Annotated in this window: 30 protein-coding genes; 16 read left to right on the forward strand and 14 right to left on the reverse strand. The window is 66.3% G+C overall.

Features of this window, described 5'->3' with window-relative positions; all coding sequences use genetic code 11:
• Nucleotides 1–6: 6 nt before the first annotated feature.
• The 3 genes from F9Z44_RS02690 to F9Z44_RS02700 are packed head-to-tail and all read left to right on the forward strand — an operon-like array spanning nucleotide 7 to nucleotide 3,425.
• Nucleotides 7–1,443, forward strand: a complete 1,437-nt coding sequence (locus F9Z44_RS02690) for a Do family serine endopeptidase (protein WP_236574233.1) — start codon at nucleotides 7–9, stop codon at nucleotides 1,441–1,443.
• A 9-nt stretch (nucleotides 1,444–1,452) separates the two neighbouring features.
• The gene (locus tag F9Z44_RS02695; protein ID WP_159603341.1) at nucleotides 1,453–2,457 is read left to right on the forward strand and encodes a hypothetical protein; all 1,005 of its coding nucleotides are present in this window, start codon (nucleotides 1,453–1,455) and stop codon (nucleotides 2,455–2,457) included.
• Nucleotides 2,451–3,425 (forward strand): ribose-phosphate diphosphokinase, encoded by a 975-nt coding sequence (locus F9Z44_RS02700; protein WP_159603343.1) that lies wholly within the window; start codon nucleotides 2,451–2,453, stop codon nucleotides 3,423–3,425. The genes F9Z44_RS02695 and F9Z44_RS02700 overlap by 7 nt, the downstream gene beginning before the upstream one ends.
• Here the strand turns inward: F9Z44_RS02700 and F9Z44_RS02705 are convergent.
• The 9 genes from F9Z44_RS02705 to groL form a co-directional block, all read right to left on the reverse strand.
• Nucleotides 3,379–4,437: a hypothetical protein gene (locus F9Z44_RS02705; protein WP_159603345.1), complete on the reverse strand. Its 1,059-nt coding sequence runs from the start codon at nucleotides 4,435–4,437 to the stop codon at nucleotides 3,379–3,381. The two genes, F9Z44_RS02700 and F9Z44_RS02705, sit on opposite strands and share 47 nt — an antisense overlap.
• A 43-nt stretch (nucleotides 4,438–4,480) precedes the next feature.
• A complete protein-coding gene (locus F9Z44_RS23225; protein WP_159603347.1) occupies nucleotides 4,481–4,903 on the reverse strand; it encodes a c-type cytochrome in 423 nt (140 codons plus the stop codon).
• 23 nt (nucleotides 4,904–4,926) lie between these two features.
• Nucleotides 4,927–5,406, reverse strand: coding sequence for an Hsp20/alpha crystallin family protein (locus tag F9Z44_RS02715; RefSeq protein ID WP_159603349.1), 480 nt, complete (start codon nucleotides 5,404–5,406; stop codon nucleotides 4,927–4,929).
• A gap of 4 nt (nucleotides 5,407–5,410) precedes the next feature.
• Nucleotides 5,411–5,839: an Hsp20/alpha crystallin family protein gene (locus tag F9Z44_RS02720; RefSeq protein ID WP_159603351.1), complete on the reverse strand. Its 429-nt coding sequence runs from the start codon at nucleotides 5,837–5,839 to the stop codon at nucleotides 5,411–5,413.
• Between the two features lie 150 nt (nucleotides 5,840–5,989).
• On the reverse strand, nucleotides 5,990–6,451 hold the full coding sequence (locus F9Z44_RS02725) for a CBS domain-containing protein (RefSeq protein ID WP_159603353.1): 462 nt from the start codon (nucleotides 6,449–6,451) through the stop codon (nucleotides 5,990–5,992).
• 48 nt (nucleotides 6,452–6,499) lie between these two features.
• Nucleotides 6,500–7,153: a BON domain-containing protein gene (locus tag F9Z44_RS02730; protein WP_159603355.1), complete on the reverse strand. Its 654-nt coding sequence runs from the start codon at nucleotides 7,151–7,153 to the stop codon at nucleotides 6,500–6,502.
• A gap of 283 nt (nucleotides 7,154–7,436) precedes the next feature.
• A complete protein-coding gene (locus F9Z44_RS02735) occupies nucleotides 7,437–8,855 on the reverse strand; it encodes a homospermidine synthase (RefSeq protein WP_159603357.1) in 1,419 nt (472 codons plus the stop codon).
• Nucleotides 8,852–9,106, reverse strand: coding sequence for a hypothetical protein (locus tag F9Z44_RS02740; RefSeq protein ID WP_159603359.1), 255 nt, complete (start codon nucleotides 9,104–9,106; stop codon nucleotides 8,852–8,854). Before F9Z44_RS02740 ends, F9Z44_RS02735 begins: the two co-directional genes overlap by 4 nt.
• Nucleotides 9,107–9,138: 32 nt before the next feature.
• Nucleotides 9,139–10,773: a chaperonin GroEL gene (gene groL, locus F9Z44_RS02745; protein WP_159603361.1), complete on the reverse strand. Its 1,635-nt coding sequence runs from the start codon at nucleotides 10,771–10,773 to the stop codon at nucleotides 9,139–9,141.
• Here groL and F9Z44_RS02750 point away from each other — a divergent pair.
• From F9Z44_RS02750 to F9Z44_RS02760, 3 genes are read left to right on the forward strand one after another with little or no spacing between them, the layout of a single operon-like run.
• Entirely contained in the window at nucleotides 10,772–11,128 is a 357-nt protein-coding gene (locus tag F9Z44_RS02750; protein WP_162147746.1) for a hypothetical protein, read from the forward strand. The two genes, groL and F9Z44_RS02750, sit on opposite strands and share 2 nt — an antisense overlap.
• A gap of 1 nt (nucleotide 11,129) precedes the next feature.
• Nucleotides 11,130–11,732, forward strand: coding sequence for a SagB/ThcOx family dehydrogenase (locus F9Z44_RS02755; protein ID WP_159603363.1), 603 nt, complete (start codon nucleotides 11,130–11,132; stop codon nucleotides 11,730–11,732).
• Nucleotides 11,733–11,754: 22 nt separating this feature from the next.
• On the forward strand, nucleotides 11,755–12,213 hold the full coding sequence (locus F9Z44_RS02760; RefSeq protein ID WP_159603365.1) for a pyridoxamine 5'-phosphate oxidase family protein: 459 nt from the start codon (nucleotides 11,755–11,757) through the stop codon (nucleotides 12,211–12,213).
• 45 nt (nucleotides 12,214–12,258) lie between these two features.
• On the opposite strand, the gene F9Z44_RS02765 is transcribed toward F9Z44_RS02760, so the two are convergent.
• Together F9Z44_RS02765 and F9Z44_RS02770 are read right to left on the reverse strand one after the other, a co-directional pair.
• Nucleotides 12,259–13,848 carry a L,D-transpeptidase family protein gene (locus F9Z44_RS02765; protein WP_159603367.1) on the reverse strand — a complete coding sequence of 530 codons (1,590 nt, stop codon included), beginning with the start codon at nucleotides 13,846–13,848 and terminating at the stop codon, nucleotides 12,259–12,261.
• A gap of 1,338 nt (nucleotides 13,849–15,186) precedes the next feature.
• The gene (locus F9Z44_RS02770; RefSeq protein ID WP_159603369.1) at nucleotides 15,187–16,062 is read right to left on the reverse strand and encodes an MBL fold metallo-hydrolase; all 876 of its coding nucleotides are present in this window, start codon (nucleotides 16,060–16,062) and stop codon (nucleotides 15,187–15,189) included.
• Between the two features lie 94 nt (nucleotides 16,063–16,156).
• On the opposite strand from F9Z44_RS02770, the gene F9Z44_RS02775 reads away from it, so the two are divergent.
• The 6 genes from F9Z44_RS02775 to F9Z44_RS02800 are packed head-to-tail and all read left to right on the forward strand — an operon-like array spanning nucleotide 16,157 to nucleotide 20,335.
• Complete coding sequence (locus F9Z44_RS02775; RefSeq protein WP_159603371.1) at nucleotides 16,157–16,483, forward strand: ArsR/SmtB family transcription factor; 327 nt, start codon at nucleotides 16,157–16,159, stop codon at nucleotides 16,481–16,483.
• Nucleotides 16,480–16,917, forward strand: coding sequence for a YeeE/YedE family protein (locus F9Z44_RS02780; RefSeq protein ID WP_159603373.1), 438 nt, complete (start codon nucleotides 16,480–16,482; stop codon nucleotides 16,915–16,917). Before F9Z44_RS02775 ends, F9Z44_RS02780 begins: the two co-directional genes overlap by 4 nt.
• An 11-nt stretch (nucleotides 16,918–16,928) precedes the next feature.
• Nucleotides 16,929–17,363, forward strand: a complete 435-nt coding sequence (locus F9Z44_RS02785) for a YeeE/YedE family protein (RefSeq protein ID WP_159603375.1) — start codon at nucleotides 16,929–16,931, stop codon at nucleotides 17,361–17,363.
• A gap of 10 nt (nucleotides 17,364–17,373) precedes the next feature.
• Nucleotides 17,374–19,104: a SulP family inorganic anion transporter gene (locus tag F9Z44_RS02790; protein ID WP_159603377.1), complete on the forward strand. Its 1,731-nt coding sequence runs from the start codon at nucleotides 17,374–17,376 to the stop codon at nucleotides 19,102–19,104.
• A 37-nt stretch (nucleotides 19,105–19,141) separates the two neighbouring features.
• Nucleotides 19,142–19,855: a YebC/PmpR family DNA-binding transcriptional regulator gene (locus tag F9Z44_RS02795; RefSeq protein ID WP_159603379.1), complete on the forward strand. Its 714-nt coding sequence runs from the start codon at nucleotides 19,142–19,144 to the stop codon at nucleotides 19,853–19,855.
• Between the two features lie 3 nt (nucleotides 19,856–19,858).
• Nucleotides 19,859–20,335, forward strand: coding sequence for a BLUF domain-containing protein (locus F9Z44_RS02800; protein WP_159603381.1), 477 nt, complete (start codon nucleotides 19,859–19,861; stop codon nucleotides 20,333–20,335).
• A 19-nt stretch (nucleotides 20,336–20,354) separates the two neighbouring features.
• Here the strand turns inward: F9Z44_RS02800 and F9Z44_RS02805 are convergent, their stop codons facing one another.
• The gene (locus F9Z44_RS02805) at nucleotides 20,355–20,960 is read right to left on the reverse strand and encodes a hypothetical protein (RefSeq protein ID WP_159603383.1); all 606 of its coding nucleotides are present in this window, start codon (nucleotides 20,958–20,960) and stop codon (nucleotides 20,355–20,357) included.
• 205 nt (nucleotides 20,961–21,165) lie between these two features.
• On the opposite strand from F9Z44_RS02805, the gene F9Z44_RS02810 reads away from it, so the two are divergent.
• Together F9Z44_RS02810 and F9Z44_RS02815 are read left to right on the forward strand one after the other, a co-directional pair.
• On the forward strand, nucleotides 21,166–21,390 hold the full coding sequence (locus tag F9Z44_RS02810) for a hypothetical protein (protein WP_159603385.1): 225 nt from the start codon (nucleotides 21,166–21,168) through the stop codon (nucleotides 21,388–21,390).
• Nucleotides 21,391–21,501: 111 nt separating this feature from the next.
• On the forward strand, nucleotides 21,502–21,843 hold the full coding sequence (locus tag F9Z44_RS02815) for a DUF2845 domain-containing protein (protein WP_159603387.1): 342 nt from the start codon (nucleotides 21,502–21,504) through the stop codon (nucleotides 21,841–21,843).
• 29 nt (nucleotides 21,844–21,872) lie between these two features.
• Here the strand turns inward: F9Z44_RS02815 and F9Z44_RS02820 are convergent, their stop codons facing one another.
• The gene (locus F9Z44_RS02820) at nucleotides 21,873–22,523 is read right to left on the reverse strand and encodes a DUF6988 family protein (protein ID WP_159603389.1); all 651 of its coding nucleotides are present in this window, start codon (nucleotides 22,521–22,523) and stop codon (nucleotides 21,873–21,875) included.
• A gap of 144 nt (nucleotides 22,524–22,667) precedes the next feature.
• Here F9Z44_RS02820 and F9Z44_RS02825 point away from each other — a divergent pair, with 144 nt between their 5' ends.
• Entirely contained in the window at nucleotides 22,668–23,951 is a 1,284-nt protein-coding gene (locus F9Z44_RS02825; protein WP_159603391.1) for an amidase, read from the forward strand.
• A 9-nt stretch (nucleotides 23,952–23,960) separates the two neighbouring features.
• Here F9Z44_RS02825 and F9Z44_RS02830 read toward each other — a convergent pair whose 3' ends face one another.
• Nucleotides 23,961–24,455, reverse strand: a complete 495-nt coding sequence (locus F9Z44_RS02830) for a cupin domain-containing protein (protein WP_159603393.1) — start codon at nucleotides 24,453–24,455, stop codon at nucleotides 23,961–23,963.
• A gap of 126 nt (nucleotides 24,456–24,581) precedes the next feature.
• Between F9Z44_RS02830 and F9Z44_RS02835 the strand changes: the two genes are divergently transcribed.
• Nucleotides 24,582–25,112: a DUF2889 domain-containing protein gene (locus tag F9Z44_RS02835; RefSeq protein ID WP_236574235.1), complete on the forward strand. Its 531-nt coding sequence runs from the start codon at nucleotides 24,582–24,584 to the stop codon at nucleotides 25,110–25,112.
• Nucleotides 25,113–25,120 lie beyond the last annotated feature (8 nt).

The following is a 25,120-nucleotide window of genomic DNA, read 5'->3' on the forward strand; positions in this document are numbered from 1 at the left end:
ATGGACATGCACCGGCGAGCACACACGCAGGCGTTGTGGCGTGCCCGGTGGGTGGCCCTGGTGGTGAGCGCCTTGCAGGGCATGGTCGCGCCGGCACAGACCCCGCCACCGGTGGCCCCGCGGGCCGCCGTGATCCCGGGGGCGATCATGCCCAACTACCGCGCCATCGTTCAGCTGGCTGCGCCGGCCGTGGTCGGCATCACGGTCACCGGCTCGCGCAAGGTCTCGCCCCAGGACTGGCTGCCCTGGCCCGACGAAGAGCCCTTCTCCTCCCTCTTCAAGAACCTGCCGCGCGGCACACCGCCGGGTGAGCGGGCTTTTCGTGGCCAGGGCTCGGGCTTCATCATCACGGCCGACGGCCTGGTGCTCACCAGCGCGCACGTCATCCAGGGCGCCGAGCAGATCCTGGTACGGCTGAGCGACCGGCGCGAGTTCAAGGCCCAGGTGCTGGGGACCGATCCGCTGACCGATGTGGCGGTGCTGCGCGTGGCAGCCAGCCAGTTGCCGGTGGTGCGGCTGGGGCGCGTGGACGACCTGCAAGTGGGTGACCCGGTGCTCGCGATCGGCGCACCCTACGGCCTGGAGCAGACCGCCACGCAAGGCATCGTGAGCGCCAAAGGCCGTGCCTTGCCCGGCGAATCCGTTGTCACGTTCATCCAGACCGACGCGGCGGTGAACCCGGGCAACTCGGGTGGGCCCTTGCTCGATGCCAGCGCTTCGGTGGTGGGCATCAACGCCCAGATCTATTCACAGTCGGGCGGCTACCAGGGCCTGTCGTTCGCCATTCCGATCGAGGTGGCCTTGCGCGTCAAGGACCAGATCGTCGCGCACGGGCGGGCCCAGCATGCGCGGCTGGGTGTGTCGATCCAGAACCTGAACCAGTCGCTGGCCCGCTCCTTCGGCCTTGATGTGCCCAATGGCGCCCTGGTGGTGAGTGTGGCGCGCGACAGCGCCGCACGCTCCGCCGGCCTGATGGCGGGTGACGTGATCACGTCCGTCAATGGCCAGCGCGTCGACAACGCAGGCGAACTCGGCGCCCGGCTGGCGCTGCTGTCACCCGGCGACACGGTCCAACTCACGGTGTGGCGCAACCGTGCCCAGCGCACATTGAGCGTGACACTGGGGCGGGCCTCCGACGACACGGCTCCGAGCACCCAAAGGTCCGCTGCGGCACCGGGCCAACTCGGTCTGAACCTGCGACCGCTCACTCGCGAGGAGCGCGAAGCGGCGTCGCTGGACAGTGGCGGCTTGATGGTCGTGGACAGCTCGGGCCTGGCGGCGCGCGCGGGGGTGGTGGCGGGCGACGTGCTGCTGGCGGTCAATGGCACACCGGTGTCGTCAGTGGAGCAGGTGCGCGCCATGATTGCGCGCAAGCCCCCTGCCGTGGCGCTGCTGATCGAGCGAGACGGTGATCGTCTTTTCATTCCCGTCGAGTTGGACTGAATCCCCGCCATGACAGCACCCGACACGACACCGCCCCGGGGTCATGCGGTGGCGCGCTTCGATGTGTGCAATGGTGATGCCGATGGGCTGTGCGCGGTGCGGCAGTGGCGCCTGCACGACCCGTCGGCTGCGCGCCTGATCACCGGGCTCAAGCGCGACATTGCCCTGTTGCAACAGGTGCCGTGCGTGGCGGACAGTGAGGTGCTGGTGTGCGACCTGTCGATGCAGCGCAACCGGGCAGCGCTGGACCGGCTGTTGGAGGGCGGCGCGCAGGTGCGCTGGTTCGATCACCACTGGAGCGGTCCGGTGCCGGCCCACCATCGCCTTGATGCCCACCTCGATTTCAGCCATGAGGTGTGCACCAGCCTGCTGGTGGACCGGTACCTGGGCGGGCGCTTCCGCGCCTGGGCCCTGGTGGGTGCCTACGGCGACGAACTCACCGCCGTGGCCGACCGCCTGGGTGAGGCGTCGGGGCTCGACCCGTTGCACCGCGCGCTGCTGCGCCGCCTTGGCCTGGCCATCAACTACAACGCCTACGGCGAAGACCCGTCGGACGTGTGCATCGCGCCAGCCGGGTTGTACGAGCGACTGGCGCGCCACAGCTCGCCGTGGACCCTGCTGCGCGACGAACCGGTGATCCACGAGATCGAGGCCTGCCGGCGGCGCGACTTCCGGGTGGCCATGGGGGTCCAGCCCCATTGGGAAAGCGCGCAGGCCCGCGTGGTGGTGCTGCCCTCGGCACCCTGGAGCCGCCGGGTCTCGGGTTTCCTGGCCAACGCGCTGGCGGCGGTGCACCCCGGCCAGGCCCAGGCCGTGCTCACCGAGCGGCACGACGGCCACTACACGGTCAGTGTTCGCGCGCCGCGCACGTCACCCCATGGCGCACACACGGTGTGCCAGGCCTTTGGTGGCAGCGGGCGGGCCGCTGCCGCCGGCATCGACGCCCTGCCCGCGGACGCGCTGGACCCTTTTGTGCGCTCACTGTCGCAGGCGCGCTGGGAAGCCCCATGCTGATCTTTTCGCTCGACGGAGGCACCGATCTGGCGCGCGCCCTGAGCACCCGGCTGGCGCAGCCGCTGGCCGACTTCGAGGACCGCGCCTTCGAAGACGGCGAACACAAGTGGCGCCCGCTGTGTGACCCGCGCGCGCAGCAGGTGTTCGTGCTGGCCAGCCTGCACGGCCGCCCCGACGCGAGCCCGCACGACGCCCTGTGCCGGCTGTTGATGTTCATCGGTACGCTGCGCGACCACGGCGCGGCGCGCATCACGGCCCTGGTGCCCTATCTGGCCTATGCGCGCAAGGACCGCCGGACGCAACCATTCGATCCGCTGGCACTTCGATACGTGGCTCAAATGTTCGAAGCGGTCGGCACCGACGAGTTGGTGGTGCTCGATGCGCACAATTCAGCGGCCCTTCAGAACGCGTTTCGGGTACCAACCCAACTGCTGGAGGCCCATCAGGCTTTTCAGACCGTAGCCCGAGCCATTGCAGAACATGGACCATGCGCAGTGGCATCTCCCGACCCGGGAGGGGTGAAACGGGCACAGCTGTGGCGAGAGGCACTGGAGACTGAGCTCTCACAACCTCTGGGCTTTGCCGTGGTGGACAAGCGGCGCAGGGCGGGTCAGGTCACAGGTCAGCATCTGGTGGCGGGTGACGTGGAGGGTTGTACCGTGCTGCTGCTCGACGACCTCATCGCCAGCGGCGAGACCATGGTGAGGGCTGCCATCGCATTGCGCCTGGCCGGCGCGCGCGAGGTAGTGGCGTTCGCCGCCCATGGCCTGTTCACGGGCGACGCCTGCCTTGTTCTTGGCGACCCAGCCATCAGTCGGGTGGTGGTGACCAACAGCGTGCCGTCATTCCGCGTACCGGCGGATTCGGCCTTGGCGGGCAAGCTGACGGTTGTGTCGGCCGCCGCCCTCTTTTCGGAGGCCGTCAGCGAGCGCTGCTCGTCGATTCCGGCGGCTCCACCGATTCGTTGAGCAAGAGGGCGTCCAAGGCCATTTGAGCATGCATCACATAGCGCCCTGCTTGCGGCATCCACCGCTCGGGCGTGCGAGGCTGTGGGTCCAATAGATGCGCCACCGAAAGGCGCGCTCGCACTAGGGCACGGTGGGCGGTGTACAGCTGCAGCACCGTGTGGGTAGGCCTGTCGCCCAGCGCTCGTTCACATCCACTCATAACGCGCTCTCCGATCCATCCAGCACCGGCCATGCGGCATTCGAGCGCAAGGAAAGCCAACTCGTCGAACGGATCGACCTGCCGCAGCGATGCGCTGAACTCAATGCAGTCGATGACCACGGGTGGGTGCAGAAGGCACACATGCTCGGGCCGAAGGTCGCCATGCCCATCAACGATTCGTCCCGACAGGGCACGAATTCCGAGGGCTGCTTGGTGCAACGCGAGTCCCGTCCTCATTTGTTGAATCGCCTGCGCAGCGCCTGGGACCACCCAACGCGGGTCCAACAGCACACGGCTGCTGAGGCGCAACTCCTGCAGCATGCGATCGACATGATGCATGGGTGAGATGTTGGCCGGCACAGCGGTGCGATAGAAGTCGGCCAATATCCGCACCAAGGCATCAACGTCGCCCTCCAGGACCGTGCGGTGGGCCATGGCTTCGTCCAGCATGCGGGCCCGGGGTAACCGCTTCATGTGAACCAGCCAGTCCACCACATAACTGCTCCGATGCACCAGTGGCTCGTTGACCAGCAAAGGTCGACCGTCCACGAGCGTCAAGGCCATCAGGCCCTGGTAGATGCCCGGCGCCAGGCGGGCATTGAGACGCACCTCTTCGCGGCAGAAGGCCTCGCGATAGCCGAGCTGGGTGAAATCCAGAAAGGCTTGGCGCACCGGCTTCTTGAGCTTGAGCACCTGATCCTTCAAAAGAAACACCCACGACATGTGGGTCTCGATCACCTCCAATTCGCCGGGCTGGGCGCTCGATTGCAGAGCGACCAGGGCCAACTCGTGGCTGGTGTCGGCGCTGGTCAAGTTTGCGCTGGAGCTCACGACTCAACGTCCCCCGTCGTGTCGGCTATTGCTGGAGCCGTTCGAGGTGATTCACCAAGTCCAGGATTCGTCGGCGCGCTGCATCTTCCGCGAGTTGTGGGTTGCCTCCGGCCTGCGTGAAGCGCTCGACATAGGTGTTGCCCCAGACCGGCATCTCACGCGAGCCGTGCGGGCCGATGTCGGTCGAACCGCGCCCGTCAATCAACGCAACCAGCCGTTCGCGCGGAAACACGCCGCCGTTGCGTTGCGCCAGCCGGGAGAGGTCGGTGGGCGGAGTCACGAGATAGCGCGTCAGAGGTCCATCCCCACGTCCACTGGCCCCATGGCAACTGGCACAACTGTTCTGGTAGTCCCAGCGCCCCGGGCCCGCTCGAGGCTGAGCCTGGGCGGAAGCCATCAGCGCTAGCAGCAGGGCCGACACGATCCAACAGGGTCTCATGGTGTTCATGCTGGCCTCCTGGTTACATTCCCTCAGGCGCCGTGCACGGGAATGCGCCGGCCCCGGTCGCGGTCTACACGCGGCATGTCGATTCGCAAAACGCCGTTGCGGTAGTGGGCCTGGGTGTGCTGCGCGTCGACTCTGTGCGGCAAGCTAACGTCGCGCCGGAAGCTGCCGTAAGCACACTGCATCAAACGGTAGCCACCGTCGCCACTCTCTTGCTCGATACGCTTTTCACCGGAGACACTGAGCAGGTCACCGTCGATATCGATCTGCAGGTCTTCACGGTTCATGCCGGGCAGTTCCATGCGCACGATGATGCGGTCGTCCTCCACCCGAAGGTCGGCGAATACCAGCCCCCAGGCTGCGCCGGCCTTGTTGTCCGGCGCAGCGTCGTGGCGGAAACGCGTAAGCGCCCCGCCAGCGCGCCGACGCAGGTCACGCCAACCTTCTGCCAGCGAAGCCCACGCGTGTTGCACGCCCTGTCGCCAAGGTGCTGTGAGCGTGTTCATGGCGTCACTGAACCGCTATGCGCTTGCTGGAGGTGTCGGCCTTCTTGGGCAGGGTCAGCGCCAGGATGCCGTCCTGGTAGCTGGCCTGCACCTTGGCTTCATCCACCGGACAGGCCAGTGTGAAGCTGCGGCTGGCGTAGCCCTCCTGGCGTTCCTGGCGCAGCATGCGACCACCGTTGTCCTTTTCTTGCTTTTCCGTCTTCACCTCGGCGCTGATGGTGACCACGTTACCGTCGACGCGCACGTCGATGTCGTCCTTCTTCACGCCGGGAATCTCGGCCTTGACGGCGTAGCTGCCGTTCTGCTCGGAGAGATCGAGCTTGATGCGCGGCGCGGCTTCCGGCATCTCGAAGCGCCATGGGCGCATGAGAGAACGGAAGGTGTCGTCGAAGGGGTCGAGGGCGAACGGGTCAATGGTGCGAAGTTCATTCATGGTGATGCTCCTTGAGAACAGTGAAAGAGGGACGCCCGCCGGGGCCAGATGCATTCGGCGCGGTGCCGACGCCAGAGCCATGTTGCGCCGGTAGCGTCCCCCCGCCATTGAGTCAACGCAATGCAGGGACACGCAACCACTGGCGCTTCATCAGGCCCGCTCGCGTCGCTCGCGCAGGGCTTCGGTCTCGATCACGGATGCCATCTCGCGCAGCTGCTCGGCCAACAGGGCAAGCACGTCGTCCAGCGTCACCAGGCCGACCAGTACCCCTTGCGATGTGACCACCGGCAGGCGGCGAATGCCCTTGCGGCGTATGGTCACGAGCATGTCCTTGACCGAGTCGTCTTCCAGTGCGCTGATGAGTTCACGGCTCATCACATCGCCCACGGTGAGCTGGGTGGCATCGAGTTCGCGCGCAACCACGGCGGTCACGATGTCGCGGTCGGTGAGCATGCCCACCACCAGGCGGCCCGCGCCGGTCTCGTCGACCACGACCAGGCAACCCACATGCCGTCTGCGCATGAGCTGCGCGGCCTGCACCAGCGACAGGTCGCGCTCGGCGAACACCACGATGCGGTTGCAGACATCGCCTGCCAGCATTTTTTCACGCATGTTGCTCTCCGGCCCGGGTGGACGAGACAAGGCCGCAGCGGTCCTGGTTCAAGGGCTGATGCGCAGTTCGTTGTCGACCCGCGTGATGCCCGGCGCCGACCAGGCCGCGCCCTGAGCCGCCACACGCTCGGCCAACGAATGCACGGAGCCCCGCAGCACGGAGGTGGAGCCGTTGACATGCACCTCGATCCCCTTGGCCTCGCGCTCGGCCTGGCGTGTGAGCGCATCCCGGATACGTTTGCCGATGTTGTCCGGCGCGATTCGGGGTTTGAGCACGATGGCGTTGTTGACACCCACTACACCGACCAGCGGCCGCACCAGGTTGGCGGCGGCAGCGCGCTGAAACTCCCAGTCGACTTCACCAGTGAGGGTGACCCAGCCTTTCTCGACCTTCACCTGAATGCGCTCGGCCGGCACCGAGCTGTGCCATTGGAATGCAGTCTCCACGGCGTGGGCGATTTCGGAATCGCTGCGTGCGCTGCCGGCCGTCAGCTTGACGTCGATCTCGATCGCCACGGCGCGCACGCCCGCCACGCGCTGCGCCACCTTCTCCACCTCGTACTTCTCCACGAACGTGTTCAGGTGCCCCGAGAGCGTCACCACACCGTCCTTCACCGCCACACCCACTTCGGCCGCGTTGATCGAGGGATCCCATTCGAGCTCGGCTTCCACGTCCTTCTTAAGTTGCGCATCGGATTTCATGTCTGACCTTTCTGCTGGATCGTTGGAGGGGTTCCGGAAAAAAGATGGCCCGCCATCCTTACGGAGGGCGGGCCATGGTGAAGGTCCCCGGCGATGCCCTCTCGGGTGTAGCCGGTCTGAGGTTGCCTTCATCCCTCAGAGCGTGGGAAACACACTCTGAAAACGCCCCCCTCAGGGGGAATCCTCACCTGTCCTTTGTGTTCCGGTTCTATCCGGAGCAACATCGGCAATTGCAGTGTGCGCAATCCCGGTGGCGGGCCGATTGAGCATGCTCAATGAAGCTTCATGCCATGCGGAAGTTGAGGAATTGCCAGGGGTCGCTGGTGTCTTGCGGCTGCTCGAACAGTCGACCGGCCCGGGCCAGAGGCTGCCAGTCGCTGAACACGCCGCGCACATCGCCCAGGTAGGGAGTGCACAGGCTCAGAATCTCGTCGAACGGCAGCACGTCAGGCTCCACCACACCTTCGTTCGGATGGCGCATCGCCCAGACAACGCCGGCCAGCACGCCGGCGGCCACCTGCAGCGTGGTGGCACTGTTGTCCGGACACAGTGCACGCGCTGCGTCGATGGTGAGCAGCGAACCCAGCCAGTAGCTGTTGCGGCCATGCCCCATGAGCAGCACCCCCAGTTCGTCATGCCCTTCGATGATGTCGTCGCGCAGGATGCGCCGGGCCGCCTGCGGCTCCCCATCGCGCCCGACCCATTCGTGCAGGGAGAGCACCGCATCGTCACACGGGTGGTAGGCGTAGTGCACCGTGGGCCGGTAGTTGGGGCGTTCTGGATCGCCCAGGGTGAGGTGATCGGCGATCGAGATCGACTCGCCGTGCGTGACCAGAAAGGCCTGCTGGGGCCCGGCCAGCGGGGTCCAGCTGCGCACCCGTGTGGTGGCACCGGGACGCCTGAGGTAGATCGCCGCAGAAGAGCCCTCTGTGTGCCGGCAGGCGTCCGTCGGCCAGTGCCGTTCGTGGCTGCCCCAGCCGAGTTCGGCGGGCTGGCCGGCCTCGGACATGAAGCCGTGCACCGACCAGGTGTTGACGAACTCGCCGGGGCGCTTGCGCTCGCGGCCGGTCTGGGTGTCGCGCTCGGCGATGTGGATCACGCGCACCCCCAGGCGCTGCGCCAGCTGAGCCCATCCCTCGCGGTCGGGCGGGCGGGTGTGCTCCGGCAGGCAGGCCTGCGCGATGTCCAGTAAGGCCTGTTTGACCCAGTGCGACACCAGTCCCGGGTTGGCGCCATGGGTCAGCAAGGCCGTGGGCTGGACGGCGCCGGGGCGGCGCAGGGCCAGGGCCTGTTCGCGCAGGGCGTGGTTGGTGCGCTGCTCCAACGTGAGCGCGGGGTCGGTGTAGCCACCGGCCCAGGGTTCGATGCAGGTGTCGAGGTAGAGCGCGCCGCGCCGCTGGCACAGCGCGATGAGGTCGATGCTGCTCACATCGACCGACAGGTTGAGCAGAAAGTCGCCCGGCCCCAGCAGGGGCTCGAGCACCTCGGGCAGGTTGCGGGCTGTCAGCGGTGCCACGCGCAGGTCCACGCCCCGCCCATGGAACAGGCCGGCATCCCGATCGGTTGCCTTGACCACGGTGATCTGTCCCTGCGCCATGCCGATGTGTCGCAGCAGCAGCGGCAACACCGCCTGACCGATGGCACCGCCCCCGAGCAGCACCAGCCGGCCGTGGAATGTGTGGTGCACCGGCCAGCTGTTCATCCGGCCGGGCTCTGCGGCGCGTCGGCACCGGGTGTTCCGGGTTCCAGGAAACCGGACACACCCGGATCGTCACGGTCGGTATGCCCGCCGGTCTCCTCCGAGCTGGCCGGGTGCGGCAAGGCGCGCTCCATGTCGCTCGAAGCTGTGCGCTGCGGGCGCAGCGCAGCTTCGGGCGCGGCGTTGTCCGGCTGTTCGTCCTCTCGGAGAGCGCGAGCCGGTTTGCGCCAATGAATGGGTTTGCGCTTGGGCATCAGGGCCTCCCGCTGAATCGACACGTGTGGGTTCAGAAGTCAGGCAGGGCCGCTTCGGTACCGCCGGCCTCGCCGCGAGTTTTGGACTTGGGCGCGTTGGCGATCATGCAGTCGGTGGTCAGCACCAGCGCAGCGATCGATCCCGCGTTCTGCAGCGCCAGCCGCGTCACCTTGGCCGGGTCGATCACGCCCATCTGCAGCATGTCGCCGTAGACCAAGGTGGCGGCGTTGTAGCCGTGGCTGCGCTCGGTGCTGTCCTCCACCCGTTGCACCACCACCGAGGGCTCCACGCCGGCGTTGCCCGCGATGCAGCGCAGCGGCTCCTGCAAGGCCTGCTCCACCAGGCGGATGCCCGAGTCGTGGTCGAGCGTCGGTCCGTGCAGGGCCTGCAAGACGCGGCGCGCCCGCAGAAGCGCCACGCCACCGCCGGGCACCACGCCTTCCTCGATCGCGGCGCGCGTGGCGTGCAGCGCATCTTCCACGCGAATCTTGCGTTCCTTCAGCTCGGTTTCGGTGGCCGCGCCGACCTTGATCAGCGCCACACCGCCCGAGAGTTTGGCGATGCGCTCGTCGAGCTTCTCGCGGTCGTAATCGGAGGTCGTGGTGGTGCGCTCCTTGCGCAGGTTGGCCACACGCTCGGCGATCGCCTGCGGGTTGCCGGCGCCGCCAATGAGCGTGGTCTCGTCCTTGCCCACCTCCACGCGTTTGGCCCGGCCCAGGTCGGTGAGCTGGAGCTTGGCCAGCGACAGGCCGAGCTCGTCACTCACCACCGTGCCGCCGGTGAGCACGGCGATGTCCTGCAGCATGGCCTTGCGCCTGTCCCCGAAACCGGGCGCCTTGACCGCGCAGGTCTTGAGCGTGCCGCGCATGGTGTTGATGACGAGGGTCGCCAGCGCATCGCTGTCGATGTCTTCGGCGATCACCAGCAGCGGCTGTCCACTCTTGACCACTTCTTCCAGCAATGGCAGAAGGTCCTTCAGCGATGAAAGTCGCTTGTCGCACAGCAGGATCAGCACCTCGTCAAGCAGGGCGGTCTGGCGCTCCGGGTTGTTGATGAAATACGGCGAGAGAAAACCGCGGTCGAACTGCAGGCCTTCCACCGCTTCGAGCTCGCTGCTCAGACCGGAGCCGTCCTCGATCGAGATCGCGCCCTCGCGTCCGACCTTGTCGATGGCCTGGGCCAGCAGTTCGCCGATGGAACGGTCGTTGTTGGCCGAGATGGAGGCCACGTGCGCGATCTCCTGCGAGTCGGCGCAGGGCCGGGCCATGCTGCGCAGCTCGGTCACCACGGCTTCGATGGCCTGCTCCATGCCGCGCTTGAGTTCCATGGCGTTCATGCCGCCCGAGAGGTAGCGCAGGCCGTGCTGGATCATGGCGTGGGCCAGCACGGTGGCGGTGGTGGTGCCGTCACCGGCCATGTCGCTGGTGCGCGAGGCCACCTCGCGCAACAACTGGGCGCCCATGTTCTCGAAGCGGTCCTCCAGCTCAACCGACTTCGCCACGATGACACCCGAGTTGACGATCTGTGGCGGACCGAAGTCGCGTTCCAGGATGACGGTACGCCCACGGGGCCCCAGCGTCACCCGAACGGCTTCGGCCAGGGTATCCACCCCACGGCGGATGCGCGCGCGGGCTTCGTCGCGGAACAACAGTTGTCTGGCGGTCATGATCGATCCGGTTTCTCAAGAACGGTGGGTTCGTGCACACAAGCCAGCGTTTGCGGCTGTGCGGGCCAAAAACCTGGCCCTCGAAAGACACCAGCCTAAGGCGGGCATGTCTTGGGGCGTTGAGCATGATCAACGTCCCGGAGGGCCGGATGGCGGCAACCACTTGTGCATTGCGCAGACTCAATGCATCGAAAAGGCGGCCATCAACAATGACTTGTCCAAGGAGATGACTGTCATGAAAACCCATGCACATCGCAAGCAAGACGTCGAGGCCGGACTCGAATGGGAGTCAGCGTCGGACGCGGCCCACATCGGCCTGGCGGTGAAATACGGTGTGGTCAAGGCCAACGGCTGACATGGGACAGATCGCACTCGACCTGCAGTCCGACCTGTTCGTGCTGCCCGCGCCCGTGGTGGCACCACAGATCGCGCTGGCCGAGGCGCTGCGTCAGCGGCGTTCGGTCCGCGCGTATTCCACCGAAGCCGTGTCGGCGGAGATGCTCTCGGCCCTTCTCTGGGCCGCCTTCGGCATCAACCGGCCGTCCACCCACCACCGCACGGCGCCGTCGGCACGCAACTGGCAGGAAATCGACATTTTCGTGGTGCTGGCCCAGGGCAGCTACCGCTTCGACGCGCACAACCATCGGCTCGACCTGGTGAAGGCCGAGGACCTGCGCGGTGCCACCGGCACGCAGGACTTTGTGGGCGAGGCCCCGGTGAACCTGGTGTACGTGGCGAACTTCGACCGCATGACCGGTGCTACGGACGAAGAGCGGCATTTCCTCGCGGGGGCCGACGCCGGCTGCATCGCCCAGAACGTTTACTTGTACTGCGCCGGCACGGGCATGGCCACCGTGGTGCGGGGCCTGATGGACCGTCGGCAACTCGCTGGCGATCTGGGTCTGCGGCCCACCCAGCGCATCGTGCTGGCCCAGACGGTGGGTTGGGCCGCCGTCTGAACTCACTGGGAGCAGTGCAGCCATGGATACCGCGATTCGAAACAAAATCTTGGAGCTTCTGGAGCAGCACCGGATCATGACGGTGGCGACACTGCGCCCCGACGGTTGGCCCCAGGCCACCACCGTGGGCTACGTGAACAAGGACCTAACGCTTTACTTCCTGTGCGGCCTGGAAAGCCAGAAAGCGAACAACCTGATGCGGGACGATCGGATCTCGCTGACGATCGACCACGACACACCGGAACTGATGGTGATCACTGGCCTGTCCATGGCCGCACGCGCCCGGGTGGTGCACGACCGCGCAGAGGCAGAGGAGGCCTTGCGCCTGATGCCGCTGAGGTACCCGCAATCGCAGAGGCAACCGCTGCCCTTCAAGATGCCGACGCCGGACGAGGTCCGCATCTTCCGAGTGACGCCGCTCCTCATTTCCGTGCTGGACTACAAGAAGGGATTCGGGCACACGGATCTGGTGGTCTGTTGATGGAGGTGCTGGACGGCGGGAAGTAGGCCTGTGGATCATGGGGCATCAGTTACGGTCTGGTCGTGATGGTGCTGCGGGACGCATCAACAGGGCGGCTTCGAGCAGGCGGTCGTGGCCATAGATGTCCTCGAAAAAATGCATGCGCCCTTCCTTGAAGAGTGCCGTGCCGTAGGCGATGAGCACCGGCACTGGTTCGGCCAGGCGCACGGTCGATGACGTGCCCAGGGCCATGGCTTCGACGATGGCGGGTTCGCTCCACCCGGGCATGCCTTCCATCACGAACGAGGCGAGGTCCACCGGCCGTTCCACCCGGATGCACCCGTGGCTGAAATCGCGCCGCTCGCGTTCGAAGAGGCTGACAGAAGGGGTGTGGTGCAGGAAGATGCCCTCGCTGTTGGGAAACACGAACTTGATGTCACCCAGCGCGTTGCGCGGGCCGGGTCGCTGGCGGATGCGCAGGGCGCCCGCCATCACGGCATCGAGACTGGCAGCGCTCAGGCTGGTCTCGACCTGACCGGCGGGTGTGACGAACTCGAAGCCCTCACGGTCGAAGTAGCCCGGGTCGCGCCGCAGGCGGGGCACCGTCTCCTCGCGTGCGATCGACGATGGCACGTTCCAGTAGGGACTGAACTCAATGTAGCGCATGTCGACATCGATGAGCGGGGTGCGGGTATCCAGCGCCTTGCCGACTATGACCTTCATGCTCCGGCGCACGCGGATGCGGCCGTCTTGCACTTCGTAGGCACGCAGGACGAATTCGGGCACGTTGATGACCACCATGCGCCGCGCCTGCAGCACCGGCGTCCAGCGCAGGCGCTCGAGGTTCAGTCGGATCTGGCGCGCCCGCGCCTCCGGCGTGACCTCCAGCTGGGCCAGTGTGGCCCTGCCGATCACCCCGTCGACTGTCAAGCCGTGCCGCCGCTGGAACGCCTGCACAGCCTCCATGAGCACGCCTTCGTAAAGCGCGGGTATCGGCACCGCGGGAGGCAGGTCGCCGAGCAGCGCCAGGCGCTGCGACAGCGGCAGGCGCTGCGACAGCGGCACAAGCCCCGTCCAGGGCTGCCCGGGTTCAAGCTTGCGCGTGAGACCCTGACGCGCCAGCGGCAGCGCCGGCAGCGGCTGCTGCCAGGCCGGGTGGCCCGTCCAAGCGCGGTACTGCGCCAGGGCCTCGCGCAGGCGCTCGTGCTGCGACACCTGGGGCGCCGCATGGCGCACGGCATCTTCCAGGCGTCCGGCCACCAGCGCGCGCTGCAGTTCGGCGCCGACATCGAACCCGTTGCGCTGCGGCATGCGGTATTTCTGGTAGATCTGGCGTGGGTCGATCCGACCCATGTGCAGGTCGTTCAGGTAGCTCTCCATGGCGTTGGTGATCGCCTGCGCCAGCAGTTCCCGCCCCGGGACGGCACCGGGCCGGCGCATCGCAGCATCAATGGCCGATGCGAGTGCATCGACCCCATAGTCCTGCGGATCCAGCCCGTGGCTGGGCGCATCGCGCAATAGCGCCAGCGCCTGCATCGCAGGCAGTCCCAGACGGTCGCCGTCGAACCAGGAGGGGTCTGCGGCAGACGCCGCGCCTGCCCAGCACAGCGTGAAGGCGCAGAGCAGCTGTTTCCAGCCCTGCCGGGTGACTCGCATTAGCCAGAGAGCAAGGGGCCTTGTCGACCGCCTTCAGGTACTGGACCAGTCTTTCGTGAAGATTGTTGGTGTTGGCGCTTTCGGTTGTGATCAACCCTGCAGTCGAGCTGCTGGTGATGTCCTGCAGGGTTGAGGCCCTTGAGTGAAGCTTGGTGTTCATTGGCTTCCCTCCTCCAAAGAGAGCCACCTGAATGTGGGTGCGGCCGGCGTACAGCTGTCGTATGTCGCTATCCCTTGTGACGCGCCCGCTTGGGCCTTGAGCCAGCATGAAGGCCAGACGCGTGTCCACGAATGCGCTCGGTTGTGCTCAGCAGTTGTCTCGTTGTGTGATCTTGAGAAGCGATGAGATGTGGTCATTGGGTGATGCCTCGGGCGGAAGTGCCTCCCCAAAAAGATCGACCAGTGCTTTGTAAACTTTAGGGGAGTAAGGCCTTGGGAGCCAAGTCGAATTCGGGTAATAAAGAGTGATATCACTTACACCCAAAGAGTGATATCACTTACACCCAAACTTAGGAATCAGGAGCAGCTGACTCTGGTCGTCACCTTTGTGAAGTCAGGTCACCTCTGCATGACTTGATCGACGCGTCATCCTCATTGAGACCATCGAAGGAGAACCGCCACGGTGGGAAGAAGAGCGAAGCGAAGGTGCTCAGCTCGGTGCACTATTTGGTCAACTGTCGTCTTGCTTGGAAAGCTGTGGGGACTTGCGGGGCATCTACTAATGCGTGTGTCAGATGCGCACGTTCTCCACAGGCGCGTTGGGGGCGTCTGATCGCGGTATGGAGTGCATGAGCGAGGACACACCGTGCAAAGGGATGCACCACCCAAGTTTCCTTAATCCATGACGAATGGACAGCCTTTTCGCTGATTGCATCTTGAAGAGGGGGATGGCGAACGAGGGGCAATCCAGAAGGACCTCGCCGCATGTGGTTGAGACGTCTCCACTTGCTACCCAAAAGTCACAAGTTACAATGCTCGAAGAAGGTCTCGAAGGCCATAGTTTGGCGCACCAAGATGACAGAAGAGGCGAGTCGACGTTTCGGGTGCTCAACCGTTGTCAGGTGTTGATTCTTAGGTGCCGGTGTAAGTGGTTGTTTTGGCTCAGGTTTTTCTTTGTCAGTGTTTTCATCAACGATTGAGGCCTACCGAATTCGTTGAAAGCCAATGCGTCTACACAGTAGAAAGTCCCGTCTCATAACCCAGGTCGCAAGTTCAAATCTTGCCCGCGCAACCAACCAAATCAAGCACTTGCTTGTCACTGAAGCCCTCGGAAACGAGGGCTTTTTTGTTTTCCGGGTTCTGTAGCCCATTCTTGGCCCATGTCGAGTTCCGTGTGCCTCACAACACATTGAGCGGGATTTTGGCGTAGGCCACGCCGTTGGCTTCCTTCGGCGGCAACTCGCCCGCGCGGATGTTGATCTGCACCGAGGGCAGGATCAAGGTGGGCATCTCCAGCGTGGCGTCGCGCTGCGTGCGCAGGGCCACGAACGCCGCCTCGCTCACGCCGTCGTGCACATGGATGTTGTTCGCGCGCTGCGCGGCTACCGTGGTCTCGAAGGCCACAGGCCGGTCGGTGGGAGGGTAGTCATGGCACATGAAGAGGCGGGTCTGCGGCGGCAGGCTCAGCAGCTTGCGGGTGGACGCGTAGAGCGCCTTGGCGTCACCGCCGGGAAAGTCGCAGCGCGCCGTGCCCACGTCGGGCATGAAGAGTGTGTCGCCCACGAACACCGCATCGCCAAACCGGTAGGCCACACAGGCCGGGGTGTGGCCGGGCACCTCCATCACGCTGCCGCGCAGCTCACCCAGTTCGATGGTGTCCCCATCGTGAAACAGGTGATCGAACTGCGAGCCGTCGAGCTTGAAGCCGGGCTCCAGGTTGAAGATGCCCTTGAACACCTTCTGCACGTCTGTGATGCGACCGCCGATGGCGATCTGCCCGCCGAGCTGCGTGCGCAAGTAGGGCGCTGCCGAGAGGTGATCGGCGTGCGCGTGGGTCTCCAGGATCCACTTCACCTGCAGGTCGTTGGCGTGCACGTAGGCGATCACCCGGTCGGCCGAGGTGTGGCGCGTGCGGCCCGACTTCGGGTCGTAGTCGAGTACCGAATCGATGATGGCGCATTCGCTGCCAGGTCCGTTGTGGACCACGTAGGTCACGGTCCAGGTGGCGGGGTCGAACATGCCATGGACCTGGGGCTGGAGGGAGGTTGCGGTCATGAAGGGCTCCTTCAAATAAGTTTCCAATAGTTTATTGACGGATAGATTGTTTGTCAATAAACTGTGGCCATCGTTCAACCAGAGAGCCCACACGATGAAACACGCCACCCTGGAGCTGGAAGACATGCAAGCCGCCGCTGCCGACGCCTGTCGCTTGATGAAGGTGCTGTCCAACCCGGACCGCCTGCTCATCCTCTGCCAGCTTTCGCAAGGCGAGCACCGCGTGGGCGAGCTCGAAGAGCGGCTGGGCATCGTGCAGCCCACCCTGTCGCAGCAGCTCACCGTGTTGCGCGATGAGGCGTTGGTGAGCACGCGCCGCGAGGGCAAAAGCATCTATTACCTGCTCGACAGCCCACAGGCGCTGGCGGTGATGCAGGTGCTGTACGCACAGTTTTGCGGAACTCCAAGGAGACACTCATGAGCATCGATTGGGCAAATTTCACCCCCTGGGCCTCGTTGTCCGGCGGCATTCTGCTGGGCGTGGCCTCGGCACTCTTCATCCTCGTCAATGGCCGGGTGCTGGGCATCAGCGGCATCCTGGGGGGCCTGCTGCCGCCCAAGCGAAGCGACGTGGGGTGGCGCATTGCCTTCCTGCTGGGCATGTTGAGCGCTCCGCTGGTTTACGGGCTGCTGGCTCCCCAGGGCTTCGCACGCGTGCCGACCATCGACGCGGGATTCGCCGCCATCGTCGCGGCTGGCTTGCTGGTCGGGCTGGGCACACGCTATGGCTCGGGCTGCACCAGCGGGCACGGCGTGTGTGGACTCTCGCGCCTGTCGCCGCGTTCGTTGGTCGCCACGCTCGCTTTCATGGGCGCGGGTTTCGCCATGGTCTTCGTGGTTCGCCACGTTCTGTAAGGAGCACACACATGCACCGCATCACCGAATTTTTCGTCGGCCTCCTGTTTGGCCTGGGCCTGTTGCTCTCCGGCATGACCGACCCGGCCAAGGTGCTGGGTTTCCTGGACCTCTTCGGTACCTGGGACCCGTCGCTGGCATTCGTCATGGGTGGCGCCATCGCGGTGGGCTTCTTTGCCTTCGCGCTGGCCAGAAAGCGCACCACCAGCTTCCTCGGCGGCGCCTTGCATCTGCCCAAGTCGACCCAGATCGACAAGCGCCTGGTGCTCGGCGGCCTCACCTTCGGCGCGGGCTGGGGGCTGGCGGGTTTCTGCCCAGGCCCGGGCATCGTGTCCATGGCCTCGGGCGAGGTGAAGGCGGCGGTATTCGTGGCGGCCATGGTGGCCGGCATGGCGCTGTACGAGGTCGCCGACCGCACGCTGCACCGCCCGCAAGCGGCCCACTGACGCGATAAACATGACGACAAACTGGCGCCAGTGGTTGCCCTCGCTGCCCGTGCTGCAGTGGGGCCGCCAGTACTCCCGCGACACGCTGCTTGGCGACGGTGTGGCGGCGCTCATCGTCACCGTCATGCTGATTCCCCAGAGCCTGGCTTACGCCATGCTCGCGGGCTTGCCGCCCGAAGTGGGCCTCTATGCCAGCGTGGCGCCGCTGCTGCTCTATGCCGTGTTCGGCACCAGCCGCGTGCTGGCCGTGGGGCCGGTGGCGGTGGTCTCGCTCATGACGGCCGCGGCCATTGGTCAGCACGCCGCAGCTGGCACACCCGAGTACTGGGCGGTGGCCATCACGCTGGCGTTCCTCTCGGGCGCATTGCTGCTGCTCATGGGCCTGCTGCGCCTGGGCTTTCTGGCCAATTTCCTGAGCCATCCTGTGATCTCGGGCTTCATTTCGGCCTCGGGCCTGCTGATTGCGGCCAGCCAGCTCAAGACATTGATGGGCGTGAAGGCCGAGGGCCACAACTTCGTTGATCTGGGCCTGTCGCTGTGGTCGCAGGCCGGCCAGACACACGTCCTCACACTGGCCATTGGCGGGCTCACCGTGGCCTTCCTGTTCTGGGTGCGCAGCGGCCTCAAACCCCTGCTCGTGCGCCTTGGCCTGCCAGCCCGCGCGGCCGACGTGATCGCCAAGACGGGCCCGGTGGCGGCGATCGCCGTCACCGCCGTGCTGACGTGGGCGCTGCAGTGGCAGGCGCAGGGCGTGAAGATCGTGGGCACCGTGCCGCAAGGCCTGCCGCCCTTGACCCTGCCGCTGTTCGACCTGGCCCTGTGGCAATCGCTGCTGGTGCCCGCCTTGCTCATCAGCGTGGTGGGGTTCGTGGAATCGGTGTCGGTCGGGCAGACGCTGGCGGCCAAGCGGCGTCAGCGCATCGAACCCGACCAGGAACTGGTGGCGCTGGGAGCGAGCAACCTGGGTGCAGCCTTCACCGGCGGCTTTCCAGTCACCGGCGGCTTCGCCCGTTCGGTGGTGAACTTCGACGCCGGCGCGCAGACGCCCGCCGCTGGCGTGTTCACCGCCATCGGCATCTTGCTCGCTTCGCTCTTCCTCACCCCCGCGCTGTACCACCTGCCGCAGGCCACGCTGGCCGCCACCATCGTGGTGGCCGTGCTGTCACTGGTGGACTTCAGCATCTTCAGGACGACCTGGGCGTATTCCAAACCCGACTTCATGGCCGTGCTTGCCACCTTGCTGGTGACGCTGCTGCAAGGCGTCGAGCTTGGGCTGGTGGTGGGCGTGGGGGTGTCGCTGGCGCTTCACCTTTACCGCACCAGCCGCCCGCACATCGCCGAGGTGGGCCGGGTGCCGGGTACCGAGCATTTTCGCAACGTGCTGCGCCACGCCGTGCTGGTGAGCCCGCGGGTGCTCAGCCTGCGGGTGGACGAAAGCCTTTATTTCGCCAACTCGCGCGCCCTGGAGGACCGCGTCAACGACGCCGTGGCCTCGCACCCTGAGCTCAAACACGTGGTGCTTCAATGCTCGGCCATCAACGACATCGACGCCAGCGCGCTGGAGAGTCTGGAGGCCATCAACCACCGCTTGCGCGACGCGGGCCTTCAATTGCACCTGAGCGAAGTGAAAGGCCCGGTGATGGACCGGCTGCGGCGCACGCACCTGCTGCGCAACCTCGGCGGCCAGGTGTTCCTGACGCACTTCCAGGCCATTCAACAGCTGGCTCCCGAGGCCGCCTGACGCGTAAACTCGCGCGTCAACTCAAAGGAACATGGCCATGGGCGCGCAGTGGAAAGCAAAACACAAGGATCTGGCGGCCAACGCCAAGGGCAGGCTGTTCGGCAAGCTGGCCAAGGACATCATGATCGCCGCGCGCCACGGCGCCGACCCGGCTGCGAACTCGCGGCTGCGGCTGGTGGTGGAGCAGGCGCGCAAGGTCTCCATGCCCAAGGAAACGCTGGACCGCGCCATCAAGAAGGGTGCCGGGCTCACCGGTGAAACCGTTCACTTCGAGCACGTGATCTACGAAGGCTTTGCGCCGCACCGCGTGCCGGTCATGGTCGAGTGCCTGACCGACAACGTGAACCGCGCGGCGTCCGACATGCGAGTGCTGTTTCGCAAGGGTCAGCTGGGCACCTCGGGCTCGGTGTCGTGGGACTTCGACCACCTCGGCATCATCGAGGCAGAAGCCAGCACAAAAGGCGCCGACCCCGAACTCGCCGCCATCGAGGCCGGTGCGCAAGACTTCCATCCGGCCGACGAAGACGGCGTGGTGGTGTTCCTCACCGACCCCACCGATCTCGACCTGGTCAGCCGCGCGCTGCCGGCGCACGGCTTCACCGTGCTCTCGGCCAAGCTCGGCTACAAGCCCAAGAACCCGATCGACCCAAGCAGCCTGAGCGCCGAACACCTGGAAGAGGTGGAGGCGTTTCTGGCGGCGCTGGACGCCAACGAAGACGTGCAGAACGTGTTCGCCGGTCTGGGGGGCTGAGCCATGAGCGCCAGCCAAACCCCCCAGGGCGACGAACCGAAGCCCGGGCACGCGCTGCCGCTGCTCTACAACCTCGTGTATTGCAGCCGCGCGGTGGCCGAGGTGGACGACGCCACGGTGCAGCGGATCATCGAGTCGTCGCGCCGCCGCAATCCCCAGGCCGGCATCACCGGCCTGCTGGTGTTCGGCAGCGGCATCTTTTTTCAGTGGCTCGAAGGCCCGCGCGACAACGTGCAGGCGCTCATGGCCCTGCTCAAGACCGATGCGCGGCACCACACGGTGGTGCTGCTGGCCTCGGGGGAAGAAGTGCGCGAGCGGCTGTTCCCCGACTGGGACATGGAGCGGGTCGATGCCGATGCCATCCGCGATGTGCTGGTCGATGCGCTCGACAGCGCCCAGGATCCCGGCAATGCGCGTGTTCTGCGCGACATGCTGGCGCAGCTGGAATCGGGTCAGCTCAGCGGTATCGGTCGGGCCTGAGCCGGTCTGCTGCGGTCGATCAGCCGCGCACCAGGGCCTCGTAGTCCCGGCGGGTGGCTGGGCCCACCGAGGCCACCAGCTGCGCGTAAGGCGTCTGGTGGCGCACGAGCGTGCGCGCCGAAGCGGTGGTCAGCGAGCGGCAAAACCAGTGGCAGGTGTGTTGCATCAGCAGCAGCTCGGCCGACATCGTGTAGGCCTTGTCCCGTGGTGAGCGGTTGAGGTCGTTGCGGGCTGCGTCCGCCAGACCTCGGGCATGAACGCGGAAGGCCTCGCGCACGTCGAACGTGGCCTTGGGAAACAGGCGGTCGGCAAAGGGCAGCGCCACGCGCAGCGTGCTCACCCGGGTCTGCGCCTCGTCGAGCCTTGAAAATTCGGCCGCGAAACTGCCGAACTGCTGCGCCACCGATTGCTCGGCCGCATTGAGCATGTTGAGGATCTGCTCGCGCCTGGCGGGGTCGTCTTCGCCCAGCGCACGCAGATAGCCCTGGGTGAGATTTTCCATCAGCACCTCGATCTGGTATTTGCCCAGAAAACTGCCCAGCAGGGCAATGCGGCGCCTTTGCTCGTTCGAGCGCAAGAACCACAGGCCCGAGGCCGCCAGCATCACCAGAATCAGCGCATCCATCGCAAGTCCATCGCCTTGTTGCCGCCCTGGGTTGGGCATGGTTGAGGTTGGTCAGGTGTGGCCAACCGGTCACACAGGGAGCGCCGAGTGTAGTGACGCAATGCGTCACCTTGATGCGAGAATGCAAAATCCAGCGGAGGGGGTCGGCAATGCGCCTGTTCCGAGCCGTTGCCCATTCTTCGGAACTCCCCCCGTTTCACTGTCCATGCTGCGTTCCCTTCCCTACATTGCGCTCACCGCCGCCGGCATCGCTGTGTGCCTGCTCGCCTTCTCGTGGCTGATGTCGGTCTGGTGGGGGCGTCACCTGGGCTGGGGTGAGCTGGTGGCGGCCAGCCTGCTGCTGATGGTGGCCCTGGGCGTGGGGCTCAGCGTCTGGCGCAGCCGCAGCCGCCGCAAGATCGAGGACATGCGCGACTCCGCGCTCTGGTGAGCGGTGTCCGGGGCAGAGACCGGCGCGCCCGGTGTCAATGCGTTGCCTCGCACACACAATGCAGACACACTCCCGGCGCACACTGAACGGCCTTGCTTGTCGGAGGTTGTCATGGGTGCGCAGATTCGCGTGGGCTTGTTCGCAGCGGTGTTGCTGCTGTTGTCGTGGCCGGCGCAAGCCGACTCGCTGCGCTGCAGCGGCGGCACCGTGGAAGAGGGCGACCCGCGCGCCACTTTGCTGCAGAAGTGCGGCCCGCCCCAGTTGCAGGACAGCTTCTGCGCACCGGTGTTCCAGAACAAGTCTTTGGTGCCCGCCCCGCTGGCCGGCAGCGCCGCGCCCTGCGAGCAGATCGACGATTGGATCTACGACCGCGGCCGCGGCAACCCGACGGCCACGGTGCGCATCCGCTCGGGTGCCGTGCAATCCATCCGTATCCAGCGCCCGCCGCGCTGATCGTCAGGGGGCAGTCCCGATCCGCGGAATCAGTCCGTTAGCGCGGGGTCCTGGAAGCAGGCCATCGGCAGCGCATGTTCAAAGCCAGCCAAGGCCGCGTCGACGCTCTGGATGAAATCGCTGGGTGGGCCTTGGCGCGCCAGCAGCCGGAACGCCAGGTACATGAGGCCGTTGGAGCTGCGCACCACCGTGTCATACAGCTCTGCCGGGAAGCCGGTGCCATCGCGCAGCATCGGGTTGATGCCGCCGTACTCGTGATGGCCCAGTGCCGAGGTGAAGGCGTCGTTCATGGCCAGCAGGGGCACCACCAGGCCAGCCAGGCCCGGTTCGTCCGCCAGTCGCGCTTTGAGGCCGTGCACCATGCGTCCGGGGTGGGGCAGGGCGAATCCGCTGGCTGGGTCGGCCATGGCGATGAAATCCGCCTCGCTGGCCACATAGGCGTACCAGGCGGCGCGCACCAGCGCGTCGTACTGGACCTGCAGCAAGGCGCAGGCCGCGTTCTGGGCGCCGGTGGCAAACATGATGCGCAGCGCGTAGGCGTGTTCGATGCTGAGTTCGCAGGCGAATCCCGTGGCCAGTTCGCGGTGGCTGTCGCCGCGGTCGGTCATGAGCTCGATGTGCTGACCCAGGTGCAGGGCAAAGGCTTCCGACTGTTCGAGGAGGATGTGTTCGTAGTTCATGCGCAGATCGTACCGGCGAGCGCTGGCGCTGGAGCCGGAAAACCCGCCACGGCTGTCGCTTCTGGGGCTTGCATCCGCCGAACTGCCCCGCAAAATGCAGGGCTGACGGGCCGGCTGTTCGGCTCGCGTGATGAAGGCATGGGCATGCAGAAGATCGAAGATGTGTCCGCGCGCGAAATCGCCGCGCGTGTGGCACGGCGCGAAGTCAGCGCCGAAGCGGTGGCGCGGGCGTTTGTCGAGCGTGTGCAGGCGCTGGATCCTGCGATCCTGGCCTGGCAGCACTTTGACGCCGAGCAAGTCATCGCGCAGGCGCAGGCGCTCGACCGCTCGGGTGCCCAGGGGCCGCTGGCCGGCGTGCCCATTGCGGTGAAAGACCTGATCGACACCGCCGACATGCCCACCACCTACGGATCGCCGATCTACGCGGGGCACCGCCCGGCGGTGGACGCGGCCGTGGTCGCCAGCGTGCGTGAAGCCGGCGGCGTGGTCATGGGCAAGACCGTCACCACCGAGTTCGCCACCTTCAAGCCCGGTGTCACGCGCAACCCGCGCGCCAGCGCCGATGCGCCACGCACCCCCGGCGGTTCGTCCAGCGGCTCGGCTGCGGCGGTGGCCGCCGGCATGGTGCCGCTGGCCTTCGGCACGCAGACGGCGGCCTCCGTGATCCGCCCCGCGGCCTACTGCGGCGTGGTCGGCTACAAGCCCACCTTCGGCCTGCTGCCGATGGCGGGCATCAAGTCACTCTCGCCCACGCTGGACACCGCTGGCGTGTTTGCCCGCTCGGTGGACGATGCGGCCTTTTTTGTCAGCACGCTTTCGCGCATCGAGCTGGCCCTGAGCCCTGTCAAGGGCTGGCGCGTGGGGATCTGTCACACGCCGCACTGGGAGCTGGCCACGCCGGAGGCGCGCCGTGCGCTGCAAGACGCCGCGCGCCACTTCGACAAGCTCGGTGCGCGTGTGGTCGAGGCGGTGGTGCCCGGCGCCTGGGTGGGACTGGCGCAGGCGCAGATGGACATCATGGGTTTTGAGGCCTGGGCCGCCTTCGCGCCGGAACGCCGCAGCCACGCCAGCCAGTTCAGCCCGGCCTTCGCCGAGGTGCTGGCCGGCGGTGCGGCGGTGGATGGTGAGCGCCTTGTGGCGGCGCATGCGCTGGCCATTCATGCGCGCGGCGAGATCGAGAACCTGCTCAAGCAGGTCGATGTGTTGATCGCACCGAGTGCCACTGGCGAAGCGCCCCTGGGGCTGGACGCCACCGGCAACCCGATCTTCAGCCGGCTCTGGAGCCTGCTGGGGGTGCCGTGCGTGCACGTGCCCACGGGGGTGGGCAGCCACGGCATGCCGGTGGGTGTGACGGTGATCGGGCCGCGCTGGCGCGATGCCCGTGCGCTGAGCGCGGCACTGCAGCTGGAAGCCTCGGTGCGCGGCTGATTCGAGAGTTCAAACGCCGCCGGTGGGGTGCGTGGGGTCCACCCACAGCACCTGCTCGGGTTTTTCCACCGGCTCGATGTCCAGGTTGATCGCCACTGCCTGCCCGTCGCTGCGGCACAGCACGCACTCCAGCACCTCGGTGGCGCTGGCGTTGATCTCCTGGTGCGGCACGTACGGCGGCACATAGATGAAGTCGCCCGGGCCGGCCTCGGCGGTGAATTCCAGGTGTTCGCCCCAGCGCATGCGCGCCTGGCCCTTGACCACGTAGATCACGCTCTCCAGCGGGCCGTGGTGGTGGGCACCAGTCTTGGCGTTGGCGTGAATGGTGACCGTGCCGGCCCAGAGCTTCTGCGCGCCCACGCGCGCGAAGTTGATCGCGGCCTTGCGGTCCATGCCCGGGGTCGAGGGCACGTTGCTGTCGAGCTGGTTGCCGGGCACCACGCGCACGCCGTCGTGCTTCCAGGCCGGTGCGTGTTCGTGGGAATGGTCGTGATCGTGTGACATGGCGTGTCTCCGGGGCGATGGAGGGTTCAGTGTGCCACCCCTGCCCATGCCTGAAAATCACCTGTTTGACTCGCCCCTGTTGGAGAACCCGTCTTGCCCCTGCCCCCACCCCAGCCCCGCACCGCCATGCACACCCGCCGCGTCGAATACCGGGGCTTTCACCGCGACGACGGTCTGTGGGACATCGAGGGCACGCTGCACGACAGCAAGCCGCACGATTTCGAGATCGAGGGCGAGCGCAGTTGGGCCGCGGGTGAGCCGGTGCACCACATGCACATCCGCGTCACGGTCGACGAGTCCATGGTGATCCGCGAAATCGCGGTGGTCATGGACGCGCACCCGCACGGCCCTTGCCCCGAGGCCATGGTGCCCATGCAGCGCATGGTGGGCGAGGTGCTGGGCAAGGGCTGGCGCCACACCATCCAGCGCCACCTGGGCGGCATCCAGGGCTGCACCCACCTGCGCGAACTGCTGTTCAACCTGGCCACCGCCGCGTTCCAGACCCGCTCGGCCTCGTTCGCCCCACCGGCCGACGGCAGCCCGCCGCCCCACCTCGGCCAGTGCCTGGCCTGGGATTTCAACGGCCCGGTGGTGGAGAAGGTCCATCCGGTGTTCTTCCGCTGGCAGCCGCCAGCCAAGGTTCAACCGGGCACTTGACGCCGCGC

This window comes from Hydrogenophaga sp. PBL-H3, from assembly GCF_010104355.1.
Lineage (GTDB): Bacteria > Pseudomonadota > Gammaproteobacteria > Burkholderiales > Burkholderiaceae_C > Hydrogenophaga.